The following is a 23,168-nucleotide window of genomic DNA, read 5'->3' as shown; positions in this document are numbered from 1 at the left end:
TCGCCATCCCCCTTGGCGGGTGGCCGTCAGGCCGGCGCGGCGTCGTCCTCTTCCTCCTCCGCGCCCTTCTCCTCGGCGCGCTGGACGAACGACCCCTGTACGTCGGCCGGTTCCTCGTCCTCGTCCTGCGTGGCCTCCCGCTGGACGGCGGGGGCGCCCGAGGGCGCGGTGGAGGCGGGGGCCGGGGAGGACGCGGGCGCCGGGTCCGAGAGCACCCGGTCCGCGTTCGCGACGGCCTCGCGTTCGAAGCGGTCCGACGGGTCGCTGACCCGGATTCCGCCCGGCGCCTCGGTCCCCTCCACCGGCCCGTTGCGCTGTTGGATCACATGGGTCAGCTCGTGGGCCAGCGTCGTACGCCCCTGGGGTGAGGAAGGGTCGTAGGCGTCGCGCTGGAAGACGACGTTGTTGCCCACGGTGTAGGCGTGCGCGCCGACGCCCTTCGCCGACTCGTGCGCGGCCGAGTCGTTGTGGATGCGCACGTCGGAGAAGTCGGCACCCATCCGGCTCTCCAGGTCCACCCGGGTCTCGGTGTCCAGCGGTGTACCGCCGCCGGAGCCGACGACGTCGTGGACGGGCGAGCGCGTCTCCGCTTCCTCGGAGTGCTCGGCGCCTCCTGCCCGAGCGCGCTGGATCACCGGGCCGAGCGCGGCGTTGCCGACCGTACGCTGGAGCAGGCCCATGCCGGCCGCGCCCACCACGTCCGCCCGGCCGGTGGCGGCGGCCCGGAAGAGGTGGTGGGCGTCCGGGCCCCCGTCGCGGGTCTCCGACGTGCCGGGGGACGGCGCGCTCTCACCGTGCAGGTGGTCCGCCGGCAGCCGCTCGGGCCCGCCCCCGGTCTCCCGGGGCAGGGTGTGGTGGTCCCGTTCGACGTCGTCGTGCTGGTGATCGTGGTCCTGTGCGTTCATCGTCATCTCCCCTGACCGCACGGGGCCGGCCCACCGCGCGGGGCCGCGGCGGCCCGCCCTCCTACCGGCCCTCCACCCTCGTGGACGCCTCCCTGCCCCGTCCAGCCCGCCGCTGTCCGGCACGGGGCATCGGATGCTGCCTCTTCGGGCAGCGGGGCGGTACGGACGAGCGGCGCCCCGGGCGGCGCAACCGGTCAGGAATCGAGAAGCGGGGCCGGGAGGCGCTGCCTAGCATGATCTTCATGGACATCACCATTCACACCAGCTTCCTCCCGCACGACGACCCGGACGAGTCGCTCGCGTTCTACCGCGACACGCTGGGCTTCGAGGTCCGCAACGACGTCGGCCAGGGCAGGATGCGCTGGATCACCGTCGGCCCGGTGGACCAGCCCGGCACATCCATTCTGCTGGCCCCGCCGGCCGCGGACCCCGGGGTCACCGACGACGAGCGGCGCACCATCGCCGAGATGATGGCCAAGGGCACCTACGGCTGGATCCTGCTGGCCACCCGCGACCTCGACGCCACCTTCGAGAAGGTGCAGTCCGGTGACGCGGAAGTGGTGCAGGAGCCGACGGAGCAGCCCTACGGCATCCGCGACTGCGCGTTCCGGGACCCGGCGGGCAACCTGGTCCGCATCCAGGAGCTGCGCTGATCCCTCGGCCTGCCGGCCGGTGCGACGCCGTCGGGGGACGTACGGGCCGGCCGTGCGCGGTTCATGTGGTCAGTTCGACCCGGACCAGCGCGGCCGCCAGCCGGGGAAGGTCGTCGCCGCCGACGAGCGCCGACAGCTTCTCCGGGGAGTGCGGCAGCCCCAGCCCCTCCGCGGCGTCCCGGGCCCGCTTGTCGAACGCCGGGCGCAGTTCGGGCCAGACGCCCTGCGCCTCACGGCTGAAGATGTCGGCGCCCACGGGCCCGATCCGGGGGAACTCGCGCAGCAGTCCGCGCAGTTCCTCCGGGTCGCCGCCGGCCTCGTCGCGCAGCCGTCGCAGGTCTCCGTGGTACCGGTCGAGCACGAGCCGCGCGCCTTCGCCGAGCGCGGTGGCCGTGCTCTCGTCGTAGCGGCGGTAGTGGCCGCGGCCCAGTGCGTCGACCCGGTCCTGCCAGGTGGCGTCGGCCATGCCCCTGGGTGTGCTCATCCCTGCGTGGAAGAGTTCGCGGGCCGCGGCCACCGCGATGTCCGCCTTGATGCGGACCGAGAAGAGCACGCACAGCGTCAGCAGCTGGTACAGCGGCATGGGCGTGTCCTTCAGCCGGATGCCGGCTTCCTCGGCGTACGTCTGCCCGTGCTCGTCCAGCAGCCGTTTCACCTTCGTCGCTCCGGACATGGGTTCCTCCGTCGTGGGTCGGCCCTACGCGGTCAGCGCGTCGAGCAGGGTGCGGGCGCGGCTGAGGGAGCGGGGCCGCGGCGGGTGGCGCCAGGGGTTGCGTGCCAGGAGCGCGTCGGCGCCGCGCAGGGTCCAGCGGCGGGCGTCGAGGTCCGGGTCCTCGATGTCCTCCCAGGCCAGTGGGGCGGCGACCGGGGCGCCGGGGCGCGCGCGGACGGCGTAGGGGGTGACGGCCGTCTGGGCGTACGCGTTGCGCTGGATGTCAAGGTAGAGGCGGTCCCCGCGCGCCTTCTTCCTGGCCTCGGTGGTGAACCGGTCGGGCCTGCGGGCGACCAGGACCTCGGCGGCCGCGCGGGCGAACGCCCGTACGTCGTCGAAGGCGTCGCGGCGGTCGAGCGCCACCACGACGTGCAGGCCGCGCGATCCCGTGGTCATGACCAGGGACGGCAGCTCCAGCTCGTCCAGCAGGGCGTGCAGGGCGAGTGCCGCTTCGCGTACCGGGGCGAAGTCGTCGCGGGGCGGGTCGAGGTCGAACACCATCCGGTCCGGGTGGTCCGGCCGGTCGGCCCGGGAGAGGAAGCGGTGCGGGGTGACGCACGCCTGGCCGGCGAGGTACACCAGCGTCGCGGTGTCGTCGGCGATCGGGTAGGTGACGGTGCCGCCCTCCTTGGGGAGTTCGACGCGGTGGACCCAGTCGGGGAAGTGGCCGGGCACGTCCTTCTGCATGAAGCCGTGGCCGCCGATCCCGTCGGGGAAGCGTTCCAGCATGAGGGGCCGCTCCCGCAGGTGGGGCAGCATGCGGCGGGCCACCGTGCGGTAGTACCCGGCGAGTTCGGCCTTGGTGATGCCGTCGTCCGGGAACAGGACCTTGTCGGGGCGGCTGATCTCCGGTACGCGGCGCGTGCGTGCGGTCATGTACGCTCACCGGCCCCCGGCCGGGCGTCCGCCGGCGCGTTCCTTTCTGCGGCCATCCGGTTCCTCCTCGTCGTGCGTCTTCGGGCCCGGACGGGCGTCGTGCGTCTTCGGGCCCGGACGGGCGTCGTGCGTCTTCGGGCCCGGACAGGCCCAGCCTCGTACGAACCCGGTACCCGAAGCCGGCACCTTCACCGGTCCGCGGTGCGGCGGCTGCCCCGATCGGCCCTGTGGGCCCCGTCGGCCGGGTGCACGGGCCGCCCGCCGTGTCACCCGAGCGCGCGGCCCGGTGGGCGTACCCGCGTCGGCGGTGCCATGTTTCGGACGTGGCCCCCCGGCAACCCGGGGTATGCCCGGGGACCGGGCCCTACAGGCCCTACGGATCGAGGACCAGCACAAGGAGGACAGCGTCATGCCGGCAGGATCGAGCCCCAAGCGCGAGCGCCAGTACGAGCATGTGAAGGAGGGAGCGGAGAAGCGCGGCACGTCCGAGAAGCGCGCCAAGGAGATCGCCGCCCGCACCGTCAACAAGGAGCGCGCCCGCTCCGGTGAGTCGAGGACGGCGAGCAGGACGTCCACGCGCGACCCCAAATCGGCCTCCGAGCGCGGCGGCCAACGCTCGCACAAGGGCGCGCAGGGCCGCACGAAGGACCAGCTGTACGAAGAGGCGAAGAAGAAGAACATCGAGGGCCGCTCCACGATGAACAAGGAGCAGCTCCTCAAGGCCGTGAGCCGCTGAACCGGCACTGTGGCCGGTGGGCGCGACGGCGCCGTGGCCCTTCGTCCGCCGGTTCGTCCTTCCCGCCCGGCCGCTCGCCCGGTCGTCCTCCTCGCCGGACCGCGGGAAGCAGCTCCGCGCGCGTCCGTGTTTCCCGGCCGGACGCCGGGAAACACGGACGCGTACGCATGTCACATGGCGCGCAGAGCGGGCAGCAGCTTCTCCTGGGCCCAGTCGATGAACGGCCTCTGGTGGCCGCCGCCGATCTGTACGAGAGCGACCTCGGTGAACCCCGCGTCGACGAACGGGCGTACCGCCTCGACGAACTGCCCGACGTCGTCGCCGCACGGAACCGACCCGGCGATGTCCTCGGGGCCGACGTACTGCGTGGCCTGGTCGAAGGCGGCCGGGTTCGGAAGTTCGGAGTTCACCTTCCAGCCGCCGACCGACCAGCGGAACTGGTCGTGCGCCCGCTTCACCGCCGCGTCCCGGTCGGTGTCGTAGCAGACGGGCAGCTGGCCCACGCTCGGCTTTCCGCCGCCACCGTGCCGTTCGAATCCGGTGACCAGCTCCGCCTTGGGTTCCGTGGCGATGACGAGGTCCGCCAGCCGGCCCGCGATCTCGCACGACCGGTCTCCCGAAACGGCGACACCGAGGGGTACGGCCACGTCGGGAACGTCCCACAGCTTGGCGTTGTCCACGTCGAAGTGGGCGCCGTGGTGGTTGACGGTGCCGCCGCCGAGGAGCGCCTTGATGATCTCCACCGCTTCCTCAAGTTTCTCCAGCCGCACCCGGGCGTCCGGCCAGCCCTCGCCCACCACGTGCTCGTTGAGGTTCTCGCCGGACCCGAGCCCGAGCCGGAAGCGGCCCTCGGAGAGCAGTTGCAGCGTCGCGGCCTTCTGGGCCACGACGGCGGGGTGGTAGCGGGTCGTCGGACAGGTCACGTACGTCATCAGTGGGATGCGCGACGTGGCCTGCGCCGCCGCGCCCAGCACGCTCCAGGCATAAGGGGCGTGTCCCTGGGACGCCAGCCAGGGGAAGTAGTGGTCGGAGGTGACGGAGAAGTCGAAGCCCGCCTGCTCGGCCGCCACCACGTCCTCCACGAGGGCCCGCGGTCCCGACTGCTCGGTCATCATCGTGTATCCGAATTGCACCATATGGGATGGTTTACCGATCCCCGGCGGTCGAAACGTACGGCGAGAGGCCGTCCCGGGCACGATTCCCTGGCCGCGGACGCGCAGCGCCCCGCCGGCGGGCGGGCGCTGACGCCGGGTCAGAGCGCGATGGCCTCGGCCGCGACGACCCGGGCGCCCATGTTGCGTTCCGTCACCCGGCCGGTCAGTCGGTCCGGGAGTCCGCGCTCCCCTTCTCCGGTCCGGGCGCCGCCCTCAGCTCCACCGGCTGCCGGCCAGCGGGGCGGTCGCCTCGCCCTCGCCGCCGACGACACCGCGCAGGAAGGCCGCCAGCGCGTCGGACGCCGAGTAGCGCGGCCGCCAGCCCAGTTCCTCGTGTGCCCGTGCGCAGTCCATGACCGGAAGCCGCAGGACGGCGTCGAAGAGGTGCGGCGACGCCGGGACCGCCCGCGCGTGCCAGGCCGTCGCCAGCGCTCCGCGCACCAGCGGCACGGGGGCGCGCACCACGCGGGCTTCGAGGAGTTCTCCGAGCGCGCGGGCGTCGGTGACGGTGTCGGCGGCCAGGTTGAAGGGGCCGCGCACGTCGCCCAGCACGGCGAGCCGGTACGCCTCGGCCGCGTCGTCCGTGTGCAGCACCTGAAACCTCAGCCCCTTCAGGTCGGGTACGAACGGCAGGAGGTCGGGGCGGAGCAGCACTCCGGGGAGGTACTTTCCGCCGAAGATGCGCCGCTGCTCGGCGGCCGCCGTCTCCTTGAACAGGAAGCCCGGCCTCATCCGCACCACCCGGATCTGTGGGTGGCGCAGTTCGAAGGTGTCGAGGACCCGCTCCACGTAGGCCTTCTCCCGGCAGTAGGCGGCATCGGGCCACCCGTGGGTCGGCCACCGCTCGTCAACGCCCGGTTCCCGCTTCGGGCCGGGCGAGTAGGCGCCCACCGATGAGGCGTGGACCAGGGCCGGCACGCCCGCCGTGCGCACCGCGTCGAAGACCCGCAGCGACCCCTCGACGTTGCTCCGCCACGTGACGACGGGGTCGTGCGTCGGCTGGAAGCGCCAGGCGAGGTGGACGATGGCGTCCGCGCCCGCCAGCAGGGGGCCGAGCGCTCGCGCGCTGTCGGGGCGCGAGAGGTCGACCCTGCCCCATTCCACCCGGGGCAGGGTGAGATCGGGCAGCCGGCGGGCGAGCCCGAGGACCGAGCCCACGGCAGGGTCCCGCGACAGCGCCCGGACGAGGCTCGTTCCCACGTTTCCCGTCGCGCCCGTGACCACGACGCGCAGTCCTTGCGATGCGTTCACCGTGACTCCTTCCGTGCGGCGCGCTCCCCCGGTGGCCCACCGCGGTCCGCGTGACGGTTCAGGGCCGCAGGAGAGTCTTGACCATGCCGTCGGACTTCGACTGGAAGGTCTCGTACGCCTGCGGTGCGTCTTCCAGGGGCAGGTGGTGCGTGGCGAAGCCGTCCACGCCCAGCGGATCGTCGTCGCCGAGCAGCGGCAGGATGTCGGGCACCCAGCGCTTGACGTTCGCCTGGCCCATCCGCAGCTGGATCTGCTTGTCGAACAGGGTGAGCAGGGGCAGCGGGTCGGCCGCGCCCCCGTAGACCCCGGACACCGAGATCGTGCCGCCCCGGCGCACCACGTCGATCGCGGTGAGCAGGGCGGTGAGGCGGTCGATGCCCGCGCGTTCCATCAGCTTGCGGGCCGCGGCGTCGGGAAGGAGCCCGGTGGCCCACTGGCCCGCCCGGCTGATCGGTGCGCCGTGGGCCTCCATGCCGACGGCGTCGATGACCGCGTCGGTGCCGCGCCCTGCCGTGAGGTCCCGGACCGCCTGTGGCAGGTCCTTTCCGTACCGGCCCAGGTCCAGTACCTGGATGCCACGCGCCGCCGCGCGGGCCAGGCGTTCGGGGACGAGGTCCACGCCGATGACGAGGCCCGCGCCCCGGTGCAGGGCGATCCGGGCCGCCATGTCACCGATCGGCCCGAGGCCGAGGACCGTGACGCTGCCGCCGGGCGGAATGCCGGCGTACTCGACGGCCTGCCAGGCGGTGGGCAGGACGTCGGAGAGGTAGACGAAACGGTCGTCCGGCGGGCCGTCGGGGACCTTGACGGGCAGGGTGTTGCCGAAGGGGACCCGCATCAGCTGGGCCTGCCCGCCGGGCACCTGTCCGTAGAGCTTGGTGTACCCGAAGAGTGAAGCCCCGGTGCCGTACTCCTTCACCTGAGTGGTCTCGCACTGCGAGTACAGGCCCTGGTCGCACATGAAGCAGGTGCCGCAGGAGACGTTGAACGGGACGACGACCCGGTCGCCGCGCGCCACGGCGGTCACTTCGGGGCCCGTCACCTCCACGACGCCCATCGCCTCGTGCCCCAGTATGTCCCCGGCGTCGAGGTAGGGGCCGAGCACTTCGTACAGGTGGAGGTCCGATCCGCAGATGCCCGTCGAGGTGACCCGGATGATGATGTCGGCCGGGTCCTGGATGACCGGGTCGGGAACGGTCTCGACGCGGACTTCGCGCTTTCCTTGCCAGGTCAGTGCACGCATGTCATCTCCTCGCTGTCCGGTGACGGCCGCGCCGCCCGTTCGGTCGTCCTGCGGGGGCGCGCCCCCTCCAAGGCTCCCTGCGCCGGATCCCCAGAGAGTGCGACTTCAACCAGAATGCGTGATTCCGCCCCCTTGGGCCCGTTCCCGGCCCAGAGGGTACGAAAACCCCCGGCCCCTCCCCCATGTCCGGGGCGGTACGGGTGCGGATTCCGAGTCGCGAACCGTGCCCGGTGCGCCCAGGATCGACAGGGCGGGGCACCGGACCGGGCCCATGGACCCGCCGCCCGACCACAGCGAGGACTCCTACCGGGCCACCGCCTGCTGAAGGACCGCAAAGCCGTCGTGAACCGGGGGCGAACGCGAGTTTCATCACCGGGGAATTCGTGAACGCGACAGGCGGCACCCCGCTTCCGTAGCTCCGCGTGGCGCGTGATCGGCGGGGACGACCATGGGAAGGCGGACGACATGCCGAAGAACCACGAAGAAGCACCCGTTCTCGACGCGCTGGCCGCCTACCGTGAGCAGGACGAACTGGCGTTCACTCCGCCGGGACACAAGCAGGCCCGCGGCGCGGCTCCGGAGGTCAGGGCCGTGCTCGGCGACGCCGTCTTCCTGGGGGACGTCCTGGCCAGTGGGGGGCTCGACGACCGGCGGACGAGGTCGGGGGTGCTCCGGCGCGCGGAGGCCCTGATGGCCGACGCCGTGCACGCGGAGCACGCGTTCTTCTCGACGTGCGGCAGCTCCCTGTCGGTCAAGGCGGCGATGCTGAGCGTCGCCGCCCACGGCGAGAAGCTGCTCGTGGGGCGGGACGCGCACAAGGCTGTGATCTCCGGACTGATTCTCTCCGGCATCCAGCCGGTGTGGATCGAACCGCGGTGGGACACCGAACGGCATCTCGCACACCCGCCGTCCCCGGACGCCTACGAACGGGCATTCGATGCGCACCCGGACGCGAAGGGCGCACTGGTGACCAGCCCCACGCCGTACGGGGTGGCGGCGGATCTGCGGGCCATCGCCGAAGTGTGTCACCGCCGGTCCCGTCCGCTCGTCGTCGACGAGGCCTGGGGCGCGCATCTGCCCTTCCATCAGGATCTGCCGACGTGGGCGATGGACGCCGGAGCGGATGTCTGCGTCACCAGCATCCACAAGATGGGCAGCGGCCTTGAGCAGGGTTCCGTGTTCCACCTGCGGGGCGATCTGATCGATCACGGCACGCTGGCGTCCCGGGCGGACCTTCTGGGCACGACCAGCCCTTCCGTGCTGCTGTACGCAGGCATGGACGGCTGGCGGCGTCAGATGGCGCTGCGGGGCCACACAATGATGTCGCACGCGCTCGCGCTCGCCGCCTCGGTGCGGGAGGAGGTCGAGGCCCTCGACGGCATGCACGTCAACGGCCGCGAGGATTTCTGCGGCCCCGGGGCGGGCTGCGAGTTCGACCCGCTGCCGGTCGTCATCGACATCCGGGAACTCGGTGTCAGCGGCTACGCCGCGGCGGACTGGCTGCGCGAGCACCACCACATCGATGCGCACCTGATGGACCATCGCCGCATCAGCACCCAGCTCACGCATGCCGACGACGCGGAGACGGTGAAACGCCTCACGACGGCGCTGCGCGATCTGGCCCGCCGGGCACACTCTCTGCCCCGGGGGCCCGAGGTGGCGGTCCCCGCCCCGTCCGAGCTGCGGATGGAGCAGGCGCGGCTGCCGCGCGACGCCTACTTCACCGCCACCGAGGACGTCCCGGTGGAGCATGCGGCGGGACGGATCGCCGCGGAGATGATCACTCCCTATCCGCCGGGCATCCCGGTCGTGCTGCCCGGGGAGCGGCTGACCGAACCCGTGCTGCGCTACCTCCTGAGCGGCCTCGAAGCGGGCATGAACCTGCCCGATCCGGCGGACCCGGAGCTGCGCACCGTGCGGGTCTGCGCGAACGACGGCTCCTGAGAGGGGCGACCGCTCCCGCACATCCGGTCCCGCGCCCAGGTCACCAAGGGCCGGGGCCGCACCTGCCGCCGCACCACGGCTCAGTCCCGCGGATTCTCGTGGGCCCGCGAAGATCCGCCGGACAGACCCCGGGCCGGGGCGCGCCAGTCGGTCAGGAGGCGGTCGGCAAGGCGGTTCTCCAGGAGGGCGGTGGTGTCGATACCGAAGACGACGTCCGCCTCCAGGGCGGGTTCGTCGTCCAGCAGACCGCGTACGACGTCGTGACGGACGACCTGTTCGTGGACCGCGTCGGCCTCGACGTGTTCGGTGTAGAAGTGCTCGGCGGCGGGCCCGGCGTCTGCCCGTTTCATCGCGAGGGCGAGGCGGCGTGACGCGGGGGACGAGGTGATCTCCACAGCGGCGAAGTGGCCGACCAGCGCGCCACGCAGCCTGCGGTGCAGGCCGAAGAGGGACATCAGGTTCACCAGGGCCAGCATTTCCGCGTGGCCCCGGTCGAGGTAGTGGCCGTACGCCGTCTCCAGGCCCAGGTCCGCCATGAGGTCGGCGAACAGCTGGGCGTGGACCCGTTCGGCGCGGCCGGCGCCGAACTCGTCGTACTCGATGGCGGCCATGCCCGCCTTGGCGCGCCCGCTGAGGCGGGGCAGCACCCAGGCGTGCGGGTCGGCCTCCTTCAGGTGGTAGAGGGAGCGCTGCACGGCGTACGCCCGCAAGCGCTCGCGTGTGCTGTGCTCCTGGAGGAAGTGGGACACCCCCGTGCCTTCGGCGGGTTCGACGAGCAGGGCGTCCAGGGCGTCGGTCAGACCGGTGCCCGGCGGGGTGTCCGCGCGCAGGGCCGACTCGAAGCGGCGTTCCAGCGCGGCCCTGACGGTGAGCAGGTCCGGGTCCCACTCGTGGTCGGGGTCGACCTCCGCGAAGCCCCGGTAGTGCAGTTCGTAGCAGATGTACAGGGCGAGTTGCAGATCGTCCCCGTAGGGCTCGGCCGCGTCCGCGAGGGCGGGGTCCGGCAGTGCGCCGCTCCCCCGCAGACGGGCGATGACCGCCGCCGAAAGGTCGCCGCGGGCCCGTGGAAGCGCCGGTCCGCCCGTCTGACCTGCCATGGTGTCACTCCTCGAACGCCTGCTCGCGCTGAACGGCCTGGTCCGCCGACCGCCTCCGGGTACCCGCGGCCCGGCGCGTCAACCGGCCGGCTCCGAGTACCCGCGGCCCGGCGCCCCAACCGGCCGGAGAGCCGCCCGCCCTCTCTCCCACCATGAGCGCCCGCCGCGGATGCCGCTACAGCGGGGGCCGGGCGGCGTGTGTGCGGTTGCGGGGGCCTCCGCACCGCAGGAGGCTGCCGGAGGGGGGCGGTCCGTAGGGATGAGCACCGCCGTGGGGGGAACCCAGAGGCTGCGCCCGGGAGCAAGGTCACCGGGCGTGTTCCCCGCACGACGGAAGGACGAACGCACATGAGCGGCAGCGACAGCAAGCGCAGGGTACTGGCCATCGTCACCAACTACGGCGTGGAGCAGGACGAACTCGTCGTCCCGGTCGACCACCTGCGGGGACGGGGTGCCCAGGTCGATGTCGCCGCGTTGAAGAAGGACGACATCGAGACCCTCGTCGGCGACAAGGACCCCGGCAGGACCGTACGGCCCGATCTCACGCTCGACGACGTCGATCCGGCCGGGTACGACCTGCTGCTGGTGCCGGGCGGCACGCTGAACGCCGACACGCTGCGGCTTCAGCGCACGGCGTGCGACATCGTGCGGTCCTTCACCGCCTCCGGCCGCCCCGTCGCGGCCATCTGCCACGGCCCCTGGATGCTGGTGGAGACCGGCAGCGTCCCGGGCAAGCGGCTCACCTCGTACGCCTCGTTGCAGACCGATGTGCGCAACGCGGGCGGCGACTGGGTGGACGAGCCCGTTGTCACGGACGACTCGGGAGGCTGGAGGCTCATCACCTCGCGCGACCCGGGCGACCTGGACCCGTTCCTCAAGGAGATCGACGCCGCGCTCGCCGGGCACCCTTGAGGCGTTCTCAGAAGGGTGAGGCGTTCTCAGAAGGGTTCGGGCACGAAGGGAAGGAACTCGTCCGTACCCGGCTGGACGACGCCGTAGCTGCTCTCCGGCACTTCCTTCCACACACCGGGCAGGCCGCCGAGCGGCTCCGACACCACCAGGCGGGTGGTGTCGGAGACGCCCCGCAGGAAGTCCAGGTCGGGGTGGAGGGCGCGTACGGTCTCCGCCTTGCTGCTGTAAAACAGCGAGCGCGACTCATGGAGGCTCGAATAGCGAAAGGACCACAGCCGAACGCCGTCGGACACCGCCACGGTCATCTGCAGCGGGTGCTCCACCCCTTCGTCGTGCCCCACACGCTCGATGAAACCGGCCATGCGCGCCACCGCGCCCGGCACGTCCTGGTCCAGCCCGAACGTCAGGGCCAGGTAGAACATCACCTCGGAGTCCGTCGACCCCTCCAGGGCGGAGAACAGCGCCGGGTCGAGCTCCAGGGCGAGGCCGCGGCGCAGGCGGTGGAAGTCGGCGATCTCCCCGTTGTGCATCCACAGCCACCGGCCGTGCCGGAAGGGGTGGCAGTTCGTCTGCTGGACGGCCGTGCCCGTGGACGCCCGCACGTGCGCGAAGAACAGCGGCGAGCTGACGTGGGAAGCGAGTTCACGCAGGTTGCGGTTGTTCCAGGCGGGCCCGGTGTCGCGGATGATCGCGGGTGTCTCCCCGCCGGGCCCGTACCATCCGACGCCGAAACCGTCCCCGTTGGTCGTCTCCACGCCCATGCGTGAGCGCAGGCTCTGGTCGATGAGCGAGTGCTCGGGTTTGTAGAGGAGATCGCTGAGCACGACACTCGTGCCGGAGTAGGCCAGCCATCTGCACATGAGCGGCTTCCCTTCCCGGGCGGCGGTCAGGGGCCGTGGCCGGGCGTAACGGCGGTGGCTTCCCCGGTACTCGGTCCCTGGGCGTCCGGTCTCGTCGGTATGTCCACGCTACCGACTCCCCGTGCCGGTCGCCCGGCCGCGCCTCTACGGGACCGGAGCGACCCTGCGCCGGAAGGTCTCCGCCAGGGCGGTGTTGATCACGACGACGACGCCCAGGATCGCGGCGGCCGTGGGGTGCCCGACCCCGTACAGCGCGAAGGCGCTCCCGCCGAGCACCAGTGCCTTGACCGCCAGCACTCCGGCGAGCGGCGGGCGGAAGCGGGCGCGCGGTGCGGCGAACAGCGCCCAGAGCACGATGGCCGCCGCGAGAACGGCGCAGCCGAGCAGGAGCCGGACGGCCAGGTTGTCCGCGAGGGAGTACCCCCACCGGAAGAGGCAGGCCAGGGCCACCAGTTCCAGGAGGAACGCGAGGAGTTCGTTGGCCGCCCACCAGGGCCGCCCGGCCGTCGGGTTCGCCGCCGCCCTGTCCGCTGGTCTCTCGCTCACTGTGCCCCCATGTCGTTCGGTGGCCGCAAGCGTACTGGGGGCTCCGCCCAGCGGGACCGCGCCCTCGGCCGGGGCGCAGACGCCGGATGGCGCAACCCATGTGTCCCGCCGAGGGCCGGGGGGTACGCGTGGTCAGGCGATGCCGTCCCCGAGCGCGTGCCGACCTCTCCGCGCACGGCACTGCCCCTCCCCCCGCGAGATTGGAAGTCAGTGAGCGAGAAGAAGAATCCGGTGTCAGCCGCCGCGGAGAAGATCGCAGGCAAGGTGCAGGACGCCATCAGTCCCGGCAACGAGCTGCCCGGCGCCCCCGGCCCCGAGGCCCCCCAGGTCGAGGAGCCCACGAAGGCGCGCGAGCCGTTGCCGCCCAAGCACGACCAGACCGGCCCCGACACGTACAGCCCCACCGGGCAGCCGACCGGCGCCCCGCAGGACAGGGTGGCCCAGGGCGGCGCGTACCTCACCACCGCGCAGGGTGCGCGCCTGTACGACACCGACCACTCACTGAAGGCCGGTCCCCGGGGGCCGGTGCTGCTCCAGGACCACCACCTGCGGGAGAAGATCACCCACTTCGACCACGAGCGCATCCCGGAGCGGGTGGTACACGCCCGTGGGGCCGCCGCGCACGGGGTGTTCCGGGCCTACGGCGCGGCGGCGGGCATCACCAAGGCCGCCTTCCTCGCCGAGGGCGCCGAGACGCCCGTGTTCGTGCGCTTCTCCACCGTGCTCGGCTCGCGCGGTTCCGCCGACACGGTGCGCGACACCCGGGGGTTCGCGACGAAGTTCTACACCGATGAGGGCGTGTTCGACCTGGTCGGCAACAACATGCCGGTGTTCTTCATCCAGGACGCGATCAAGTTCCCCGACATCATCCACGCCGGCAAGCCGCACCCGGACCGTGAGATCCCGCAGGCGCAGAGCGCGCACGACACGTTCTGGGACTTCGTCACCCTGCACACCGAGGCGACCCACCACACCCTGTGGAACATGTCGGACCGGGGCATCCCGCGTTCGTACCGGATGATGGAGGGCTTCGGCATCCACACGTTCCGGCTGGTCAACGCCGAGGGCGCGACCACGCTGGTGAAGTTCCACTGGAAGCCGAAGCTGGGTGTGCACTCGCTGGTGTGGGAGGAGGCGCAGCTCACCGCGGGCATGGACCCGGACTTCCACCGGCGTGACCTGGCCGACGCGATCGAGGCGGGCGCCTTCCCCCAGTGGGAGCTGGGTGTGCAGACGTTCCCCGACACCGAGGACGAGATGTTCGAGGGGATCGACCTGCTGGACCCGACGAAGATCGTTCCGGAGGAGCTGGCGCCGGTTCGCCCGATCGGTCTGATGACCCTGAACGCGAACCCGTCGAACTACTTCGCCGAGACCGAGCAGGTCGCCTTCCACGTCGGCCATCTGGTTCCGGGGATCGACGTCAGCAACGACCCGCTGATGCAGGGGCGTCTCTTCTCGTACGTCGACACGCAGATCACCCGGCTCGGCGGACCCAACTTCGCGCAGCTGCCGATCAACCGGACCCACACGCCGGTCAACGACATGCTGCGTGACGGCATGCACCAGACGGCCGTGCACCGGGGTGTCGCCCCGTACCGGCCGAACTCGCTGGACGGCGGCTGCCCGTTCGTCGCGGGCGCGGACACCGGCGCGTACATCGAGGTGCCCGCCGAGGTCCCGGCGGCCCGCAAGGTACGGGACGCGGCGGCCTCCTTCGACGACCACTTCAGCCAGGCCCGGCTGTTCTGGCTGAGCATGACGCCGACGGAGCGCGAGCACATCGTCGCCGCGTACACCTTCGAACTCGGCAAGTGCTGGGAGCCGGCGGTCAAGGAGCGGGGGCTCAGGTCGCTCGCCAACATCGACCCGGAACTGTGTGCGCGGGTCGCGCAGGGGCTGGGCCTGGAGGCACCGGAGGCGACGGTGGCCCTGGCGTCGGTCGAGCCGAGCCCCGCGCTGTCCCAGCTGGGCCGCACCTGGCCGGTCGACGGCCGGGTGATCGGCATCGTCACCGACGGGAAGACCGGTCTGGACGCCGTGCGGGAGGCGCGCGGGGCCATCCTGGACGCCGGGATGGTCCCGCTGGTCATCGCGCCGACGGGCGGCGAGCTGGCGGCCGGCGGCGGCCCGGTCGCCGTGCAGCGCACCTTCACCACCGCCCGGTCGACCGAGTTCGACGCGGTCCTCCTGGCCGGGTCCCCCGCTCCGGCCGCCGACGCGTACGGGGCCCGCGACGCCAAGACCGACGACGCCGCGGCCGCGCGTACCGGCGTCGACCCGCGCGTCCTGCTCCTGGTCACCGAGGCGTTCCGCCACGGCAAGGCCGTCGGCGCCTGGGGCGACGGGGCGACGGTGCTGGAGAAGGCCGGCCTGGCCGCGGACGCGGCCGGGGTGGTGTCGGGCGGCGCCGCGTCCACCGTGCTGGACGGCGTCGCCGCGCTTCTCGCGGGTCACCGTGCGTGGGACCGCTTCCCGCCGGCCCTGTGAGGATGCGCCGATCCCGGAACGAGGCCGCCCGGGAGGACGCGGAACAGCCGCACACCTAGGGTGACAAACAGGGTGTTTTCACCGTGCCCGGCAGGGCACTCGCAAGGGCGTGAAGGGAAAGCGGCCGGGTGGCGGAATGCCACCCGGTGGCGCCCCAGGCACCCATGACGCCTCCGACGGAAGGACGAATCATGCCGACCGAGGCACGTGGCGACGACGTCTACCAGCCGCAGGACGACGGCCAGGACCCGCCGAACGACGAACTCGACATGGAGAACACCCTCGGCGAACGAGGGCTGGACGACCAGATGGAAGAGGGCTACTCCCCGCCCGAGCGTCCGCTGGCCGTCGACAAGTACGGAACGACGGGCGAGGAGGAGCGCCGCGGCGAGTCCCTCGACCAGCGCCTGGCCCAGGAGGTCGAGGACGTCGAGCCGCCGGACGGCGACGGCATCGGTGACCTGCCCGAGGGCGAGGGCGAACCGGTGGAGCCGAAGGACGGCGACACGCGTTCCGGCCGGCTGAGCGCGGCGGACGACGTGCCCGGACGGCGCACCGACGTCTACGCCGACGACGTGGGCATCGACGGTGGTGCGGCCTCCGCCGAGGAGGCCGCCGTCCGTACGACGGACGACGAGGAGGACCAGGGCCGGGAGGCCTGACTCCTCCCCCTGAGCACCCTCCGGGCACTCCCCCGGTTCCGTGTCGGGCGAGGAAGGCGAGAACACCGCGTCTCCCGGCCACGGACGCCGCCCTGCGGAATCGGGCGCGGACAGGGAAGTGGCCGGGTGCGCGTCCCGGGCCGCGGGAGGATCGTTCTTCTGGGAGCGCCCGCCGGCGAAGGAGTGCCGTATGCCCAGCCTCGAATGGAAGACGCCAGTGCCCGGTGCGCCCTGCTGGGTGAGTCTGACGGCGCGCGATCTGCGCGCGTCGCGGGCGTTCTACGCCCAGGTCATGGGGTGGGAGTACCACGAAAGCAGTCTCGGCAGCGATTTCGTCCTCGCCCACGCCCACGGCAGGGGAGTCGCCGGGATCGGCTGCCCCGGCCCGGCCGCCCCCTCACCCGCGTGGATTCCGTACTTCGCCGTACCGGCTGCCGACGAGACGGCCGACCGGATCAGGGAACGCGGCGCCACGCTGGCCGTGGGGCCCCTTCCCCTGGGCGAGGGACGGGCGGCGATCGCGGCCGACCGCGAAGGGGCCGCCTTCGGATTCTGGGAGGGCCCCGCACCCGTCTGGTCGGACGGCCCGCGCGCACCGGCACGCGTCGACCTCCAGGCACGCCACGCCTTCGAGGCGGCCATCTTCTATGCCGAGGTGTTCGGCTGGGCCAAGCCGCAGAGCCGGTGCACGGTCGACTACGTGCAGGAGAGCGTGCTCGTCCGGGCCGGCGGGCACACCGTGGTGACACTGCGCGGCGGGGGTGTGGAGAACGATCCCGACCCACGGGTCCGGGCCCGCTGGATCATCGACTTCTTCGTGGAGGACAGCCACGCGACGGCGGCCGCGGCGGTGGCCGCCGGGGGCGAGGCGGCCCCCGCGGGGGGCCTCCCGGGAACGGCGTACGTGATCCGCGATCCCGAGGGCGCGCTGTTCACCGTCTCCGAACGGGACACCGGGACCTGAACCGTCCAGGGGGCCGGAGTCCGGACGGCTGGTGCCGCCGTGCCGCCGAGCCGCCGTGCCGCCGTGCCGCTTCGGCAGGCTCTCCAGGCACCGGGCGGACACCGCGGAGGGACGCGCGTCGGCGCTCACCCGTACGGCCACCGGGCGGCCGCGTCAGTTCGGCTGGCCGATCGGCCGGACGACCAGCGTGTTCACGTCGACGCCGCGGGGCTGGGAGATCGCCCAGACGAGCGTGTCCACCAGCTGCCCGGCGGAGATCATCGGGCCGGCCGCCTCGGCGCCGCCCGGACGGTCGTCCCAGAACGGCGTCAGCACCCGGCCCGGCGCGATCAGGGTCGTCCCGACGCCGTAGCCGGTCGTCAGCATGCGGACGTTCTCGGCGAGGCCGGTCACCGCGAACTTCGTCATCGAGTAGAGGTTGCCGGGAGTGTTCTTGAACCCCGCGACGCTCCCGACCAGCACGATCCGGCCCTGGCTCTCCTTCAGTGCCGGGAGCGCCGCCCGTACCAGCAGGGCGGGGCCCAGCACGTTGGTCAGCACCATGCCCCGCCACTTCTCGGGGTCGCCGGTCTCGACGTGGGCATCGGCCGAGTACCCGGCGTTGGCGATGGCGTGATCGAGTCGACCGAACACACGCACGGTTTCCTCGACGGCCGCCGACACATGCCCCCAGTCCGCCGCGTCCCCTTCGAACGTCAGCAGCCGGTCGCCCGTGCCCGCATCGGCCGCGGCGCCGGCCAGCGCGGCCAGCTTCTTCGCACTGCGCCCGGTCGCCGCGACCCGGTGGCCGAGACCGAGCAGGCGGTGCACGCTCTCTGCCCCGATACCGCTCGAACCGCCCGTGATGAAGGTGACGGGGGCTTCGGTGTTCTCGGTGGACGCGTTGCCGTGGGTCATGATCTCCCCGTGTGCCGGTGCGGTGCCGCGCGAGGTGCGGCACCGTCGCTGTCCCGCCCGACGCTAGATCGTCCGCAGGCGCGGCGTCCACAGTTCGCGGATCATGGACCGGTCCCGGAACGGAACCGGAAAAAAGATCGGGCGAGGATGTCGAGAACCCGTCACCGGCTCCGTCCCCGTAGTGAAAGCGGCCGCAAGGGGCCGCACCGGCAAGGAGAGAGACCATGGCGAAGTACCTGTTGCTCAAGCACTACCGCGGCGCCCCGGCAGCGGTCAACGACGTGCCGATGGACCGGTGGACGCCGGAGGAGATCTCGGCGCACATGCAGTACATGAACGACTTCGCGGCCCGGCTGGAGAAGACCGGCGAGTACGTCGACGGCCAGGCCCTCGCCCCCGAGGGGGCCTGGGTCCAGTACGGCGGCGAGGGGCGCCCGCCGGTGACCGACGGCCCGTTCGCCGAGACGAAGGACCTGATCGCCGGCTGGATGGTGATCGACGTCGACAGCCAGGAGCGCGCCTACGAACTGGCCGGGGAGCTGTCGGCCGCCCCCGGGGCGGGCGGCAGGCCGATCCACGAGTGGCTGGAGGTGCGCCCGTTCCTGACCGCACCGCCCACCATCACGGAGTGACCTCTTCCATGGACGAGACCCTGCTCCGGAGTCTCACGCCGAGCGTGCTCACCGTCCTCGTCCGCCGCGGAGCAGATTTCGCGGCGGCCGAGGACGCGGTCCAGGACGCGCTGATCGAGGCGGTCCGGGTCTGGCCGGCCGACCCTCCGCGTGATCCCAAGGGCTGGCTGGTCACCGTGGCCTGGCGCCGGTTCCTCGACGCGACGCGCGCGGATGCCTCGCGCCGCCGGCGTGAGGACCTCGCCGACGAGGAACCCACGCCGGGTCCCGCGCCGGGTCACGACGACACGCTCCAGCTGTACTTCCTGTGCGCGCACCCGTCACTGACGCCGTCGTCGGCGGTCGCGCTCACCCTGCGCGCCGTCGGCGGGCTGACCACCCGGCAGATCGCGCAGGCGTACCTGGTGCCCGAGGCGACCATGGCGCAGCGCATCAGCCGGGCCAAACGCACTCTGGACGGCCGGAGGTTCGACCGCCCCGGCGATGTCGCCACGGTGCTGCGCGTCCTGTATCTGGTCTTCAACGAGGGCTACTCCGGCGATGTCGACCTGGCCGCCGAGGCGATCCGCCTGACCCGGCAGGTCGCGGCCCTGGTCGACCACCCCGAGGTGGCGGGGCTGCTCGCCCTCATGATGCTCCACCACGCCAGGCGCCCCGCCCGGACCGCGCCCGACGGGAGCCTGGTGCCGCTGGCCGAGCAGGACCGGAGCCGTTGGGACACCGCCTCGATCGCCGAGGGCGTGGCGATCCTGCAAGCGGCGCTCGCGCGGGACCGGCTGGGCGAGTTCCAGGCCCAGGCCGCCATCGCGGCCCTCCACGCGGACGCGCCCACGGCCGAGGAGACGGACTGGGTGCAGATCGTCGAGTGGTACGACGAGCTGGCCCTCCTGACGGACAACCCCGTCGTACGGCTGAACCGCGCGGTGGCGGTCGGCGAGGCGGACGGCCCGCGCGCCGGTCTGGCGCAACTCGCGGCGTTGGACGGGTCGTTGCCCCGGCACACCGCGGTGGCGGCCTACCTCCACGAGCGGGCCGGCGACCGGGAGACGGCGGCGCGGCTGTACGCCGAGGCCGCGCACCAGGCCCCCGGGCTCGCGGAACGCGACCACCTGACGCGTCAGGCCGCCCGTCTCAACACCCTCCGGGACGGCTGGAGGTGAGGCGCGGTGGGGGCCCGCCGCGCCTCGTCCGGGACAGCCGGAACCTACGAGAGGTCCTTGCGCATCAACGTGCACACCGTCTCGTAGCGGCGCGACGAGCCGTCCGGGGCCGTCTCGTCCCACGAGTCCGGCCGACGGTCGAACGCGACGTAACCGAGCCGTTCGTAGAGCGCCCGAGCCCGTGGATTGCACTCCTCCACGCCGAGCTCCGCCCGCCGCAGACCCCGCTCCCGGATGCGCCGCTCCGCCGCCTCCACCAGGAGCGTGCCGATGCCGCACGATTGCAGCGCGGGGTGGACCGCCAGCTGCCACAGAGTTCCGGCGCCTTCCTCGGCCCGGTAGTCGACTCCGCCCTTCGCCACGGGGATGCCCGTCGGGGGGCAGACAGCGAGATAGTCGACCTCCCCGAGCCGGGCGCGCTCCAACTCCCGTGCGACGCCGGCCAGATGCTGTTCGGACCCCGACCAACCGCAGTGCTCCAGATCCGCGGGCACCAGGTCGCGCACCGACAGCCGCAACTCGACCTTGACCATCTTCACCACCTCCGGCCGCACAGCCTCCACGCCCGCCCCCACGGGACGCAACACCGTTTCCTGTCTCCGCTCCCGCTCCGAGGGCTGTCGGCGGACCCCGCCGCCGCGGCCACGCCGGGGGCACAAGAAGTACGCGGGGCGGCCAGCCCGTCTCGCGGACGGCGGACGGCGACGCGGGGTACCCGCTCGGCGTGGACCCCGAGCTCCTCCGCCAGTTCCCCGGCCGCGGCTTGCTCGTACGACTCACCCACGTCGACGGCGCCGCCGAGCATCCCGTTGAGCTGCCCCGGGAAGCGGGACGTGCGGTCCGGGCGACGGTGCACGAGGAACCGTCCGTCGCCGTCGCGGCACACGATCGTCGCGACGCGGTGCAGCCAGCGCTCCCGGATGGCCTCGCCGCGCTCGACGACCGCCATGACGCGGTCCCGCTCATCGACGCGTTCCACCAGTTCACCCATGGGACACATGATCGCAGGGGCCTTGCCCGGCGGTCCGGGCCGGAGCACCGGCACCACGCCGATCGAGCCCTCCCCTCCCGCGCGGGCCGACGCCGCGGGAAGGAAGGGCTCAACGAACAGGATGCGCGGGAACGCTCAGCTGCCGCAGGCGCAGCCCGCGGCGGGCTGCGCGTTCTCGTCCCGGCCGCCGCAGCAGGCGTCATCCTCAAGGGCCCGGCTCTTGCCCATCCGGTCGGCGTCGGCCTTGACGACGTAGACCTCCCACGGCTCCTTGCCGGGGCCGTGGACCCACACCTTGTCCTGGAGGGCGTAGCAGCAGGATGTGTCGTTCTCCTCGAACGTGGCGAGGCCGGCGTCCTTGAGCCGGGTCGTGGCGGCGGTGACCTCGTCGGTGGAGTCGACCTCGACACCGAGGTGGTCCAGGCGGGTCTCCTGGCCCGGCTCGCCCTCGATGAGGACGAGCTTGAGCGGCGGGGTGGTGATCGCGAAGTTCGCGTAGCCGGGGCGCCGCTTGGCGGGTTCGACGCCGAACAGCTTGGAGTAGAAGGCGACCGATGCTTCGAGGTCGGCGACGTTGAGCGCGAGCTGGGCACGGGACATGACGGTCTCCCCGATCGGGTTGCATTGATGTCTGTCGATGCAACCTTGCGCCTTGCATCGAAAAACGTCAACATAGAAGCATGTCGAAACAAGAGCTTGTGGTGCTCGGCCGGGGCGGCGCCGAAGGTTGCTGTCCCGCCCTGCTGACCGTCCCGTTGGACGAGGATCAGGCCACCGGTCTGGCGAAGGTGTTCAAGGCCCTGGGCGACCCCGTACGGCTGCGGCTGCTGTCGATGATCGCCTCGCGCGCCGGCGGGGAGGTCTGCGTCTGCGACCTCACCCCTGCCTTCGACCTGTCGCAGCCGACCATCTCCCACCACCTGAAGCTGCTGAAGCAGGCCGGGCTCATCGACTCCGAGCGACGCGGGACCTGGGTCTACTACCGGCTGCTGCCGGAGACGACCGATCACCTGGCCGCGATCCTCAGCCGGCCCGCCGGGCAGCCGCTGCCCACGGTCGCCGCCGCCGAGACCGCCTCATGAGCGCCGAAGCCGCCACCGCGGCCGGGCGGGCCGGCCCGGTGGCCGGCCGGCTGTCGTTCCTGGACCGCTTCCTCGCCGTGTGGATTCTGATCGCGATGGCCGCCGGTCTCGGTCTGGGGCGTCTCGTGCCCGGCCTGGGGGACGCGCTCGCGAAGGTCACGGTCACCGGGGTCTCGCTGCCGATCGCGCTCGGTCTGCTCGTGATGATGTACCCAGTCCTGGCGAAGGTCCGTTACGACCGTCTGGACACCGTCACCCGCGACCGCCGCCTGCTCGTCCCGTCCCTGGTCCTGAACTGGATCGTCGGTCCGGCCCTGATGTTCGCGCTCGCCTGGGTCTTCCTTCCCGACCTGCCCGAGTACCGCACCGGCCTGATCATCGTCGGACTCGCCCGCTGCATCGCCATGGTCATCATCTGGAACGACCTCGCCCGCGGCGACCGCGAAGCCGCCGCCGTGCTCGTCGCCCTGAACTCCGTCTTCCAGGTGATCGCGTTCGCCGCGCTCGGCTGGTTCTACCTGACCGCCCTGCCCGGCCTCCTCGGCCTGGAGCAGACCACCCTCGACGTGTCGGTGTGGGAGATCGCCCGCTCCGTCCTGATCTTCCTCGGCATCCCGCTGCTCGCCGGCTTCCTCACCCGCCGCCTCGGCGAGAGGGCCGGGGGCCGCGCCTGGTACGAGACGAAACTGATCCCGCGCATCGGCCCGTTCGCCCTGTACGGACTGCTGTTCACCATCGTCGTGCTCTTCGCCCTCCAGGGCGACGCCATCACCTCCAAGCCGTTGGACGTCGCACGGATCGCACTGCCCCTGCTGGTGTACTTCGCCGTGATGTGGGCCGGGTCCCTGGCCGCCGGCCGCGCGGTCGGACTGGGCTACCCGAAGGCGACGACGCTGGCGTTCACCGCCGCGGGCAACAACTTCGAGCTCGCGATCGCGGTCGCCATCGCCACCTTCGGCGCCACCTCCGGCCAGGCCCTCGCAGGAGTCGTCGGCCCCCTCATCGAGGTGCCGGTCCTCATCGGCCTGGTCCACGTCTCGCTGGCCGCCCGCCGCTTCTTCCCTCAGCCCGCGCCACCGGCCGGACCGCCGGTCTCCACCAAAGGCCCTGCCCACGCCTGAGTCCGGGCCGTCCGCGCTGTTCGTACTGTCCGTGCTGTCCGTGCTGTTCGTGCTGTCCGTGCTGTCCGTGCTGTCCGTGCTGTTCGTGCTGTTCGTGTGGCCACAACGCCGGACGCCCGCTGATGGCCACGGCCTTCCTCACCCGTCTGTCCGAGGACCGGACCGAGGTTGACCTGATGAACCGTCGTGGCCCACGCGACGACGAGGCGGCGACCGCGGGCATCAGCGACAGGCGCTCCCCCGCCTCCTGCCGGAAGGTCACACCGAGGTCTACCGGACG

The 23,168-nt window shown here is 72.3% G+C and carries 24 protein-coding genes; 11 read left to right on the top strand and 13 right to left on the bottom strand.

The window, feature by feature from the left end; genetic code table 11:
* Positions 1–26: 26 nt before the first annotated feature.
* On the bottom strand, positions 27–911 hold the full coding sequence (locus B082_RS0112040) for a DUF4157 domain-containing protein (protein ID WP_026249697.1): 885 nt from the start codon (positions 909–911) through the stop codon (positions 27–29).
* Between the two features lie 236 nt (positions 912–1,147).
* Here B082_RS0112040 and B082_RS0112035 point away from each other — a divergent pair, with 236 nt between their 5' ends.
* Entirely contained in the window at positions 1,148–1,558 is a 411-nt protein-coding gene (locus tag B082_RS0112035; RefSeq protein WP_026249696.1) for a VOC family protein, read from the top strand.
* A gap of 61 nt (positions 1,559–1,619) precedes the next feature.
* On the opposite strand, the gene B082_RS0112030 is transcribed toward B082_RS0112035, so the two are convergent.
* Entirely contained in the window at positions 1,620–2,231 is a 612-nt protein-coding gene (locus B082_RS0112030) for a hypothetical protein (RefSeq protein WP_018552049.1), read from the bottom strand.
* A 24-nt stretch (positions 2,232–2,255) separates the two neighbouring features.
* Positions 2,256–3,146, bottom strand: coding sequence for a non-homologous end-joining DNA ligase (gene ligD / locus B082_RS0112025; RefSeq protein ID WP_018552048.1), 891 nt, complete (start codon positions 3,144–3,146; stop codon positions 2,256–2,258).
* A gap of 409 nt (positions 3,147–3,555) precedes the next feature.
* Here ligD and B082_RS0112020 point away from each other — a divergent pair, with 409 nt between their 5' ends.
* The gene (locus B082_RS0112020; protein WP_018552047.1) at positions 3,556–3,882 is read left to right on the top strand and encodes a hypothetical protein; all 327 of its coding nucleotides are present in this window, start codon (positions 3,556–3,558) and stop codon (positions 3,880–3,882) included.
* Positions 3,883–4,052: 170 nt separating this feature from the next.
* On the opposite strand, the gene B082_RS0112015 is transcribed toward B082_RS0112020, so the two are convergent.
* The 3 genes from B082_RS0112015 to B082_RS0112005 all read right to left on the bottom strand — a co-directional run bounded on the left by B082_RS0112015 (position 4,053) and on the right by B082_RS0112005 (position 7,530).
* The gene (locus B082_RS0112015) at positions 4,053–5,018 is read right to left on the bottom strand and encodes an LLM class F420-dependent oxidoreductase (RefSeq protein WP_018552046.1); all 966 of its coding nucleotides are present in this window, start codon (positions 5,016–5,018) and stop codon (positions 4,053–4,055) included.
* Positions 5,019–5,249: 231 nt separating this feature from the next.
* Positions 5,250–6,287 (bottom strand): NAD-dependent epimerase/dehydratase family protein, encoded by a 1,038-nt coding sequence (locus B082_RS0112010; RefSeq protein WP_026249695.1) that lies wholly within the window; start codon positions 6,285–6,287, stop codon positions 5,250–5,252.
* A 58-nt stretch (positions 6,288–6,345) separates the two neighbouring features.
* Entirely contained in the window at positions 6,346–7,530 is a 1,185-nt protein-coding gene (locus tag B082_RS0112005; protein WP_018552044.1) for an alcohol dehydrogenase catalytic domain-containing protein, read from the bottom strand.
* Between the two features lie 465 nt (positions 7,531–7,995).
* Between B082_RS0112005 and B082_RS0112000 the strand changes: the two genes are divergently transcribed.
* The gene (locus B082_RS0112000; RefSeq protein ID WP_026249694.1) at positions 7,996–9,474 is read left to right on the top strand and encodes an aminotransferase class I/II-fold pyridoxal phosphate-dependent enzyme; all 1,479 of its coding nucleotides are present in this window, start codon (positions 7,996–7,998) and stop codon (positions 9,472–9,474) included.
* An 80-nt stretch (positions 9,475–9,554) separates the two neighbouring features.
* Here the strand turns inward: B082_RS0112000 and B082_RS0111995 are convergent, their stop codons facing one another.
* Positions 9,555–10,571 carry an iron-containing redox enzyme family protein gene (locus tag B082_RS0111995; RefSeq protein ID WP_018552042.1) on the bottom strand — a complete coding sequence of 339 codons (1,017 nt, stop codon included), beginning with the start codon at positions 10,569–10,571 and terminating at the stop codon, positions 9,555–9,557.
* Positions 10,572–10,919: 348 nt separating this feature from the next.
* Between B082_RS0111995 and B082_RS0111990 the strand changes: the two genes are divergently transcribed.
* Positions 10,920–11,483, top strand: coding sequence for a DJ-1/PfpI/YhbO family deglycase/protease (locus B082_RS0111990; RefSeq protein ID WP_018552041.1), 564 nt, complete (start codon positions 10,920–10,922; stop codon positions 11,481–11,483).
* A 26-nt stretch (positions 11,484–11,509) separates the two neighbouring features.
* Here the strand turns inward: B082_RS0111990 and B082_RS0111985 are convergent, their stop codons facing one another.
* Together B082_RS0111985 and B082_RS0111980 are read right to left on the bottom strand one after the other, a co-directional pair.
* Positions 11,510–12,343: a class II glutamine amidotransferase gene (locus tag B082_RS0111985; RefSeq protein ID WP_018552040.1), complete on the bottom strand. Its 834-nt coding sequence runs from the start codon at positions 12,341–12,343 to the stop codon at positions 11,510–11,512.
* Positions 12,344–12,487: 144 nt separating this feature from the next.
* The gene (locus B082_RS0111980) at positions 12,488–12,889 is read right to left on the bottom strand and encodes a YrdB family protein (RefSeq protein ID WP_018552039.1); all 402 of its coding nucleotides are present in this window, start codon (positions 12,887–12,889) and stop codon (positions 12,488–12,490) included.
* Between the two features lie 210 nt (positions 12,890–13,099).
* Between B082_RS0111980 and B082_RS0111975 the strand changes: the two genes are divergently transcribed.
* The 3 genes from B082_RS0111975 (at position 13,100) to B082_RS0111965 (ending at position 17,005) form a co-directional block, all read left to right on the top strand.
* Entirely contained in the window at positions 13,100–15,379 is a 2,280-nt protein-coding gene (locus B082_RS0111975; RefSeq protein WP_018552038.1) for a catalase, read from the top strand.
* 191 nt (positions 15,380–15,570) lie between these two features.
* Positions 15,571–16,041: a DUF5709 domain-containing protein gene (locus B082_RS0111970; protein WP_018552037.1), complete on the top strand. Its 471-nt coding sequence runs from the start codon at positions 15,571–15,573 to the stop codon at positions 16,039–16,041.
* Between the two features lie 190 nt (positions 16,042–16,231).
* Positions 16,232–17,005 carry a VOC family protein gene (locus tag B082_RS0111965; protein WP_026249693.1) on the top strand — a complete coding sequence of 258 codons (774 nt, stop codon included), beginning with the start codon at positions 16,232–16,234 and terminating at the stop codon, positions 17,003–17,005.
* Positions 17,006–17,158: 153 nt separating this feature from the next.
* Here the strand turns inward: B082_RS0111965 and B082_RS0111960 are convergent, their stop codons facing one another.
* Positions 17,159–17,902: an SDR family oxidoreductase gene (locus tag B082_RS0111960; RefSeq protein WP_018552035.1), complete on the bottom strand. Its 744-nt coding sequence runs from the start codon at positions 17,900–17,902 to the stop codon at positions 17,159–17,161.
* Between the two features lie 224 nt (positions 17,903–18,126).
* Between B082_RS0111960 and B082_RS0111955 the strand changes: the two genes are divergently transcribed.
* Together B082_RS0111955 and B082_RS0111950 are read left to right on the top strand one after the other, a co-directional pair.
* Positions 18,127–18,534 (top strand): YciI family protein, encoded by a 408-nt coding sequence (locus B082_RS0111955; protein ID WP_018552034.1) that lies wholly within the window; start codon positions 18,127–18,129, stop codon positions 18,532–18,534.
* A gap of 8 nt (positions 18,535–18,542) precedes the next feature.
* Complete coding sequence (locus B082_RS0111950) at positions 18,543–19,694, top strand: RNA polymerase sigma factor (protein ID WP_018552033.1); 1,152 nt, start codon at positions 18,543–18,545, stop codon at positions 19,692–19,694.
* A 44-nt stretch (positions 19,695–19,738) separates the two neighbouring features.
* Here B082_RS0111950 and B082_RS0111945 read toward each other — a convergent pair whose 3' ends face one another.
* The 3 genes from B082_RS0111945 to B082_RS0111935 all read right to left on the bottom strand — a co-directional run bounded on the left by B082_RS0111945 (position 19,739) and on the right by B082_RS0111935 (position 21,285).
* Positions 19,739–20,227 (bottom strand): GNAT family N-acetyltransferase, encoded by a 489-nt coding sequence (locus B082_RS0111945; RefSeq protein ID WP_026249692.1) that lies wholly within the window; start codon positions 20,225–20,227, stop codon positions 19,739–19,741.
* A 2-nt stretch (positions 20,228–20,229) separates the two neighbouring features.
* Positions 20,230–20,685 carry an NUDIX domain-containing protein gene (locus B082_RS39825; RefSeq protein WP_018552031.1) on the bottom strand — a complete coding sequence of 152 codons (456 nt, stop codon included), beginning with the start codon at positions 20,683–20,685 and terminating at the stop codon, positions 20,230–20,232.
* 135 nt (positions 20,686–20,820) lie between these two features.
* Positions 20,821–21,285, bottom strand: a complete 465-nt coding sequence (locus tag B082_RS0111935) for an ArsI/CadI family heavy metal resistance metalloenzyme (protein ID WP_018552030.1) — start codon at positions 21,283–21,285, stop codon at positions 20,821–20,823.
* 80 nt (positions 21,286–21,365) lie between these two features.
* Here B082_RS0111935 and B082_RS0111930 point away from each other — a divergent pair, with 80 nt between their 5' ends.
* Both B082_RS0111930 and arsB read left to right on the top strand, forming a co-directional pair.
* Positions 21,366–21,767, top strand: coding sequence for an ArsR/SmtB family transcription factor (locus B082_RS0111930; protein WP_026249691.1), 402 nt, complete (start codon positions 21,366–21,368; stop codon positions 21,765–21,767).
* A complete protein-coding gene (gene arsB / locus B082_RS0111925) occupies positions 21,764–22,888 on the top strand; it encodes an ACR3 family arsenite efflux transporter (protein WP_018552028.1) in 1,125 nt (374 codons plus the stop codon). The genes B082_RS0111930 and arsB overlap by 4 nt, the downstream gene beginning before the upstream one ends.
* The last annotated feature ends 280 nt before the right edge of the window (positions 22,889–23,168 follow it).

Origin of the sequence: Streptomyces sp. ATexAB-D23 (assembly GCF_000373645.1) — a bacterium.
Classification (GTDB): domain Bacteria; phylum Actinomycetota; class Actinomycetes; order Streptomycetales; family Streptomycetaceae; genus Streptomyces; species Streptomyces castrisilvae.
Note: the sequence above shows the minus strand (reverse complement) of the source record. Positions and strands in the feature narration are given on the sequence as shown.

Bases quoted from the DNA above. Each gene is read 5' to 3' on its own strand.
- B082_RS0112040 (WP_026249697.1), bottom strand. From the start codon at position 911: ATGACGATGAACGCACAGGACCACGATCACCAGCACGACGACGTCGAA.
- B082_RS0112035 (WP_026249696.1), top strand. From the start codon at position 1,148: ATGGACATCACCATTCACACCAGCTTCCTCCCGCACGACGACCCGGAC.
- B082_RS0112030 (WP_018552049.1), bottom strand. From the start codon at position 2,231: ATGTCCGGAGCGACGAAGGTGAAACGGCTGCTGGACGAGCACGGGCAG.
- ligD (WP_018552048.1), bottom strand. From the start codon at position 3,146: ATGACCGCACGCACGCGCCGCGTACCGGAGATCAGCCGCCCCGACAAG.
- B082_RS0112020 (WP_018552047.1), top strand. From the start codon at position 3,556: ATGCCGGCAGGATCGAGCCCCAAGCGCGAGCGCCAGTACGAGCATGTG.
- B082_RS0112015 (WP_018552046.1), bottom strand. From the start codon at position 5,018: ATGGTGCAATTCGGATACACGATGATGACCGAGCAGTCGGGACCGCGG.
- B082_RS0112005 (WP_018552044.1), bottom strand. From the start codon at position 7,530: ATGCGTGCACTGACCTGGCAAGGAAAGCGCGAAGTCCGCGTCGAGACC.
- B082_RS0112000 (WP_026249694.1), top strand. From the start codon at position 7,996: ATGCCGAAGAACCACGAAGAAGCACCCGTTCTCGACGCGCTGGCCGCC.
- B082_RS0111995 (WP_018552042.1), bottom strand. From the start codon at position 10,571: ATGGCAGGTCAGACGGGCGGACCGGCGCTTCCACGGGCCCGCGGCGAC.
- B082_RS0111990 (WP_018552041.1), top strand. From the start codon at position 10,920: ATGAGCGGCAGCGACAGCAAGCGCAGGGTACTGGCCATCGTCACCAAC.
- B082_RS0111985 (WP_018552040.1), bottom strand. From the start codon at position 12,343: ATGTGCAGATGGCTGGCCTACTCCGGCACGAGTGTCGTGCTCAGCGAT.
- B082_RS0111970 (WP_018552037.1), top strand. From the start codon at position 15,571: ATGCCGACCGAGGCACGTGGCGACGACGTCTACCAGCCGCAGGACGAC.
- B082_RS0111965 (WP_026249693.1), top strand. From the start codon at position 16,232: ATGCCCAGCCTCGAATGGAAGACGCCAGTGCCCGGTGCGCCCTGCTGG.
- B082_RS0111960 (WP_018552035.1), bottom strand. From the start codon at position 17,902: ATGACCCACGGCAACGCGTCCACCGAGAACACCGAAGCCCCCGTCACC.
- B082_RS0111955 (WP_018552034.1), top strand. From the start codon at position 18,127: ATGGCGAAGTACCTGTTGCTCAAGCACTACCGCGGCGCCCCGGCAGCG.
- B082_RS0111950 (WP_018552033.1), top strand. From the start codon at position 18,543: ATGGACGAGACCCTGCTCCGGAGTCTCACGCCGAGCGTGCTCACCGTC.
- B082_RS0111945 (WP_026249692.1), bottom strand. From the start codon at position 20,227: ATGGTCAAGGTCGAGTTGCGGCTGTCGGTGCGCGACCTGGTGCCCGCG.
- B082_RS39825 (WP_018552031.1), bottom strand. From the start codon at position 20,685: ATGGGTGAACTGGTGGAACGCGTCGATGAGCGGGACCGCGTCATGGCG.
- B082_RS0111935 (WP_018552030.1), bottom strand. From the start codon at position 21,285: ATGTCCCGTGCCCAGCTCGCGCTCAACGTCGCCGACCTCGAAGCATCG.
- B082_RS0111930 (WP_026249691.1), top strand. From the start codon at position 21,366: ATGTCGAAACAAGAGCTTGTGGTGCTCGGCCGGGGCGGCGCCGAAGGT.
- arsB (WP_018552028.1), top strand. From the start codon at position 21,764: ATGAGCGCCGAAGCCGCCACCGCGGCCGGGCGGGCCGGCCCGGTGGCC.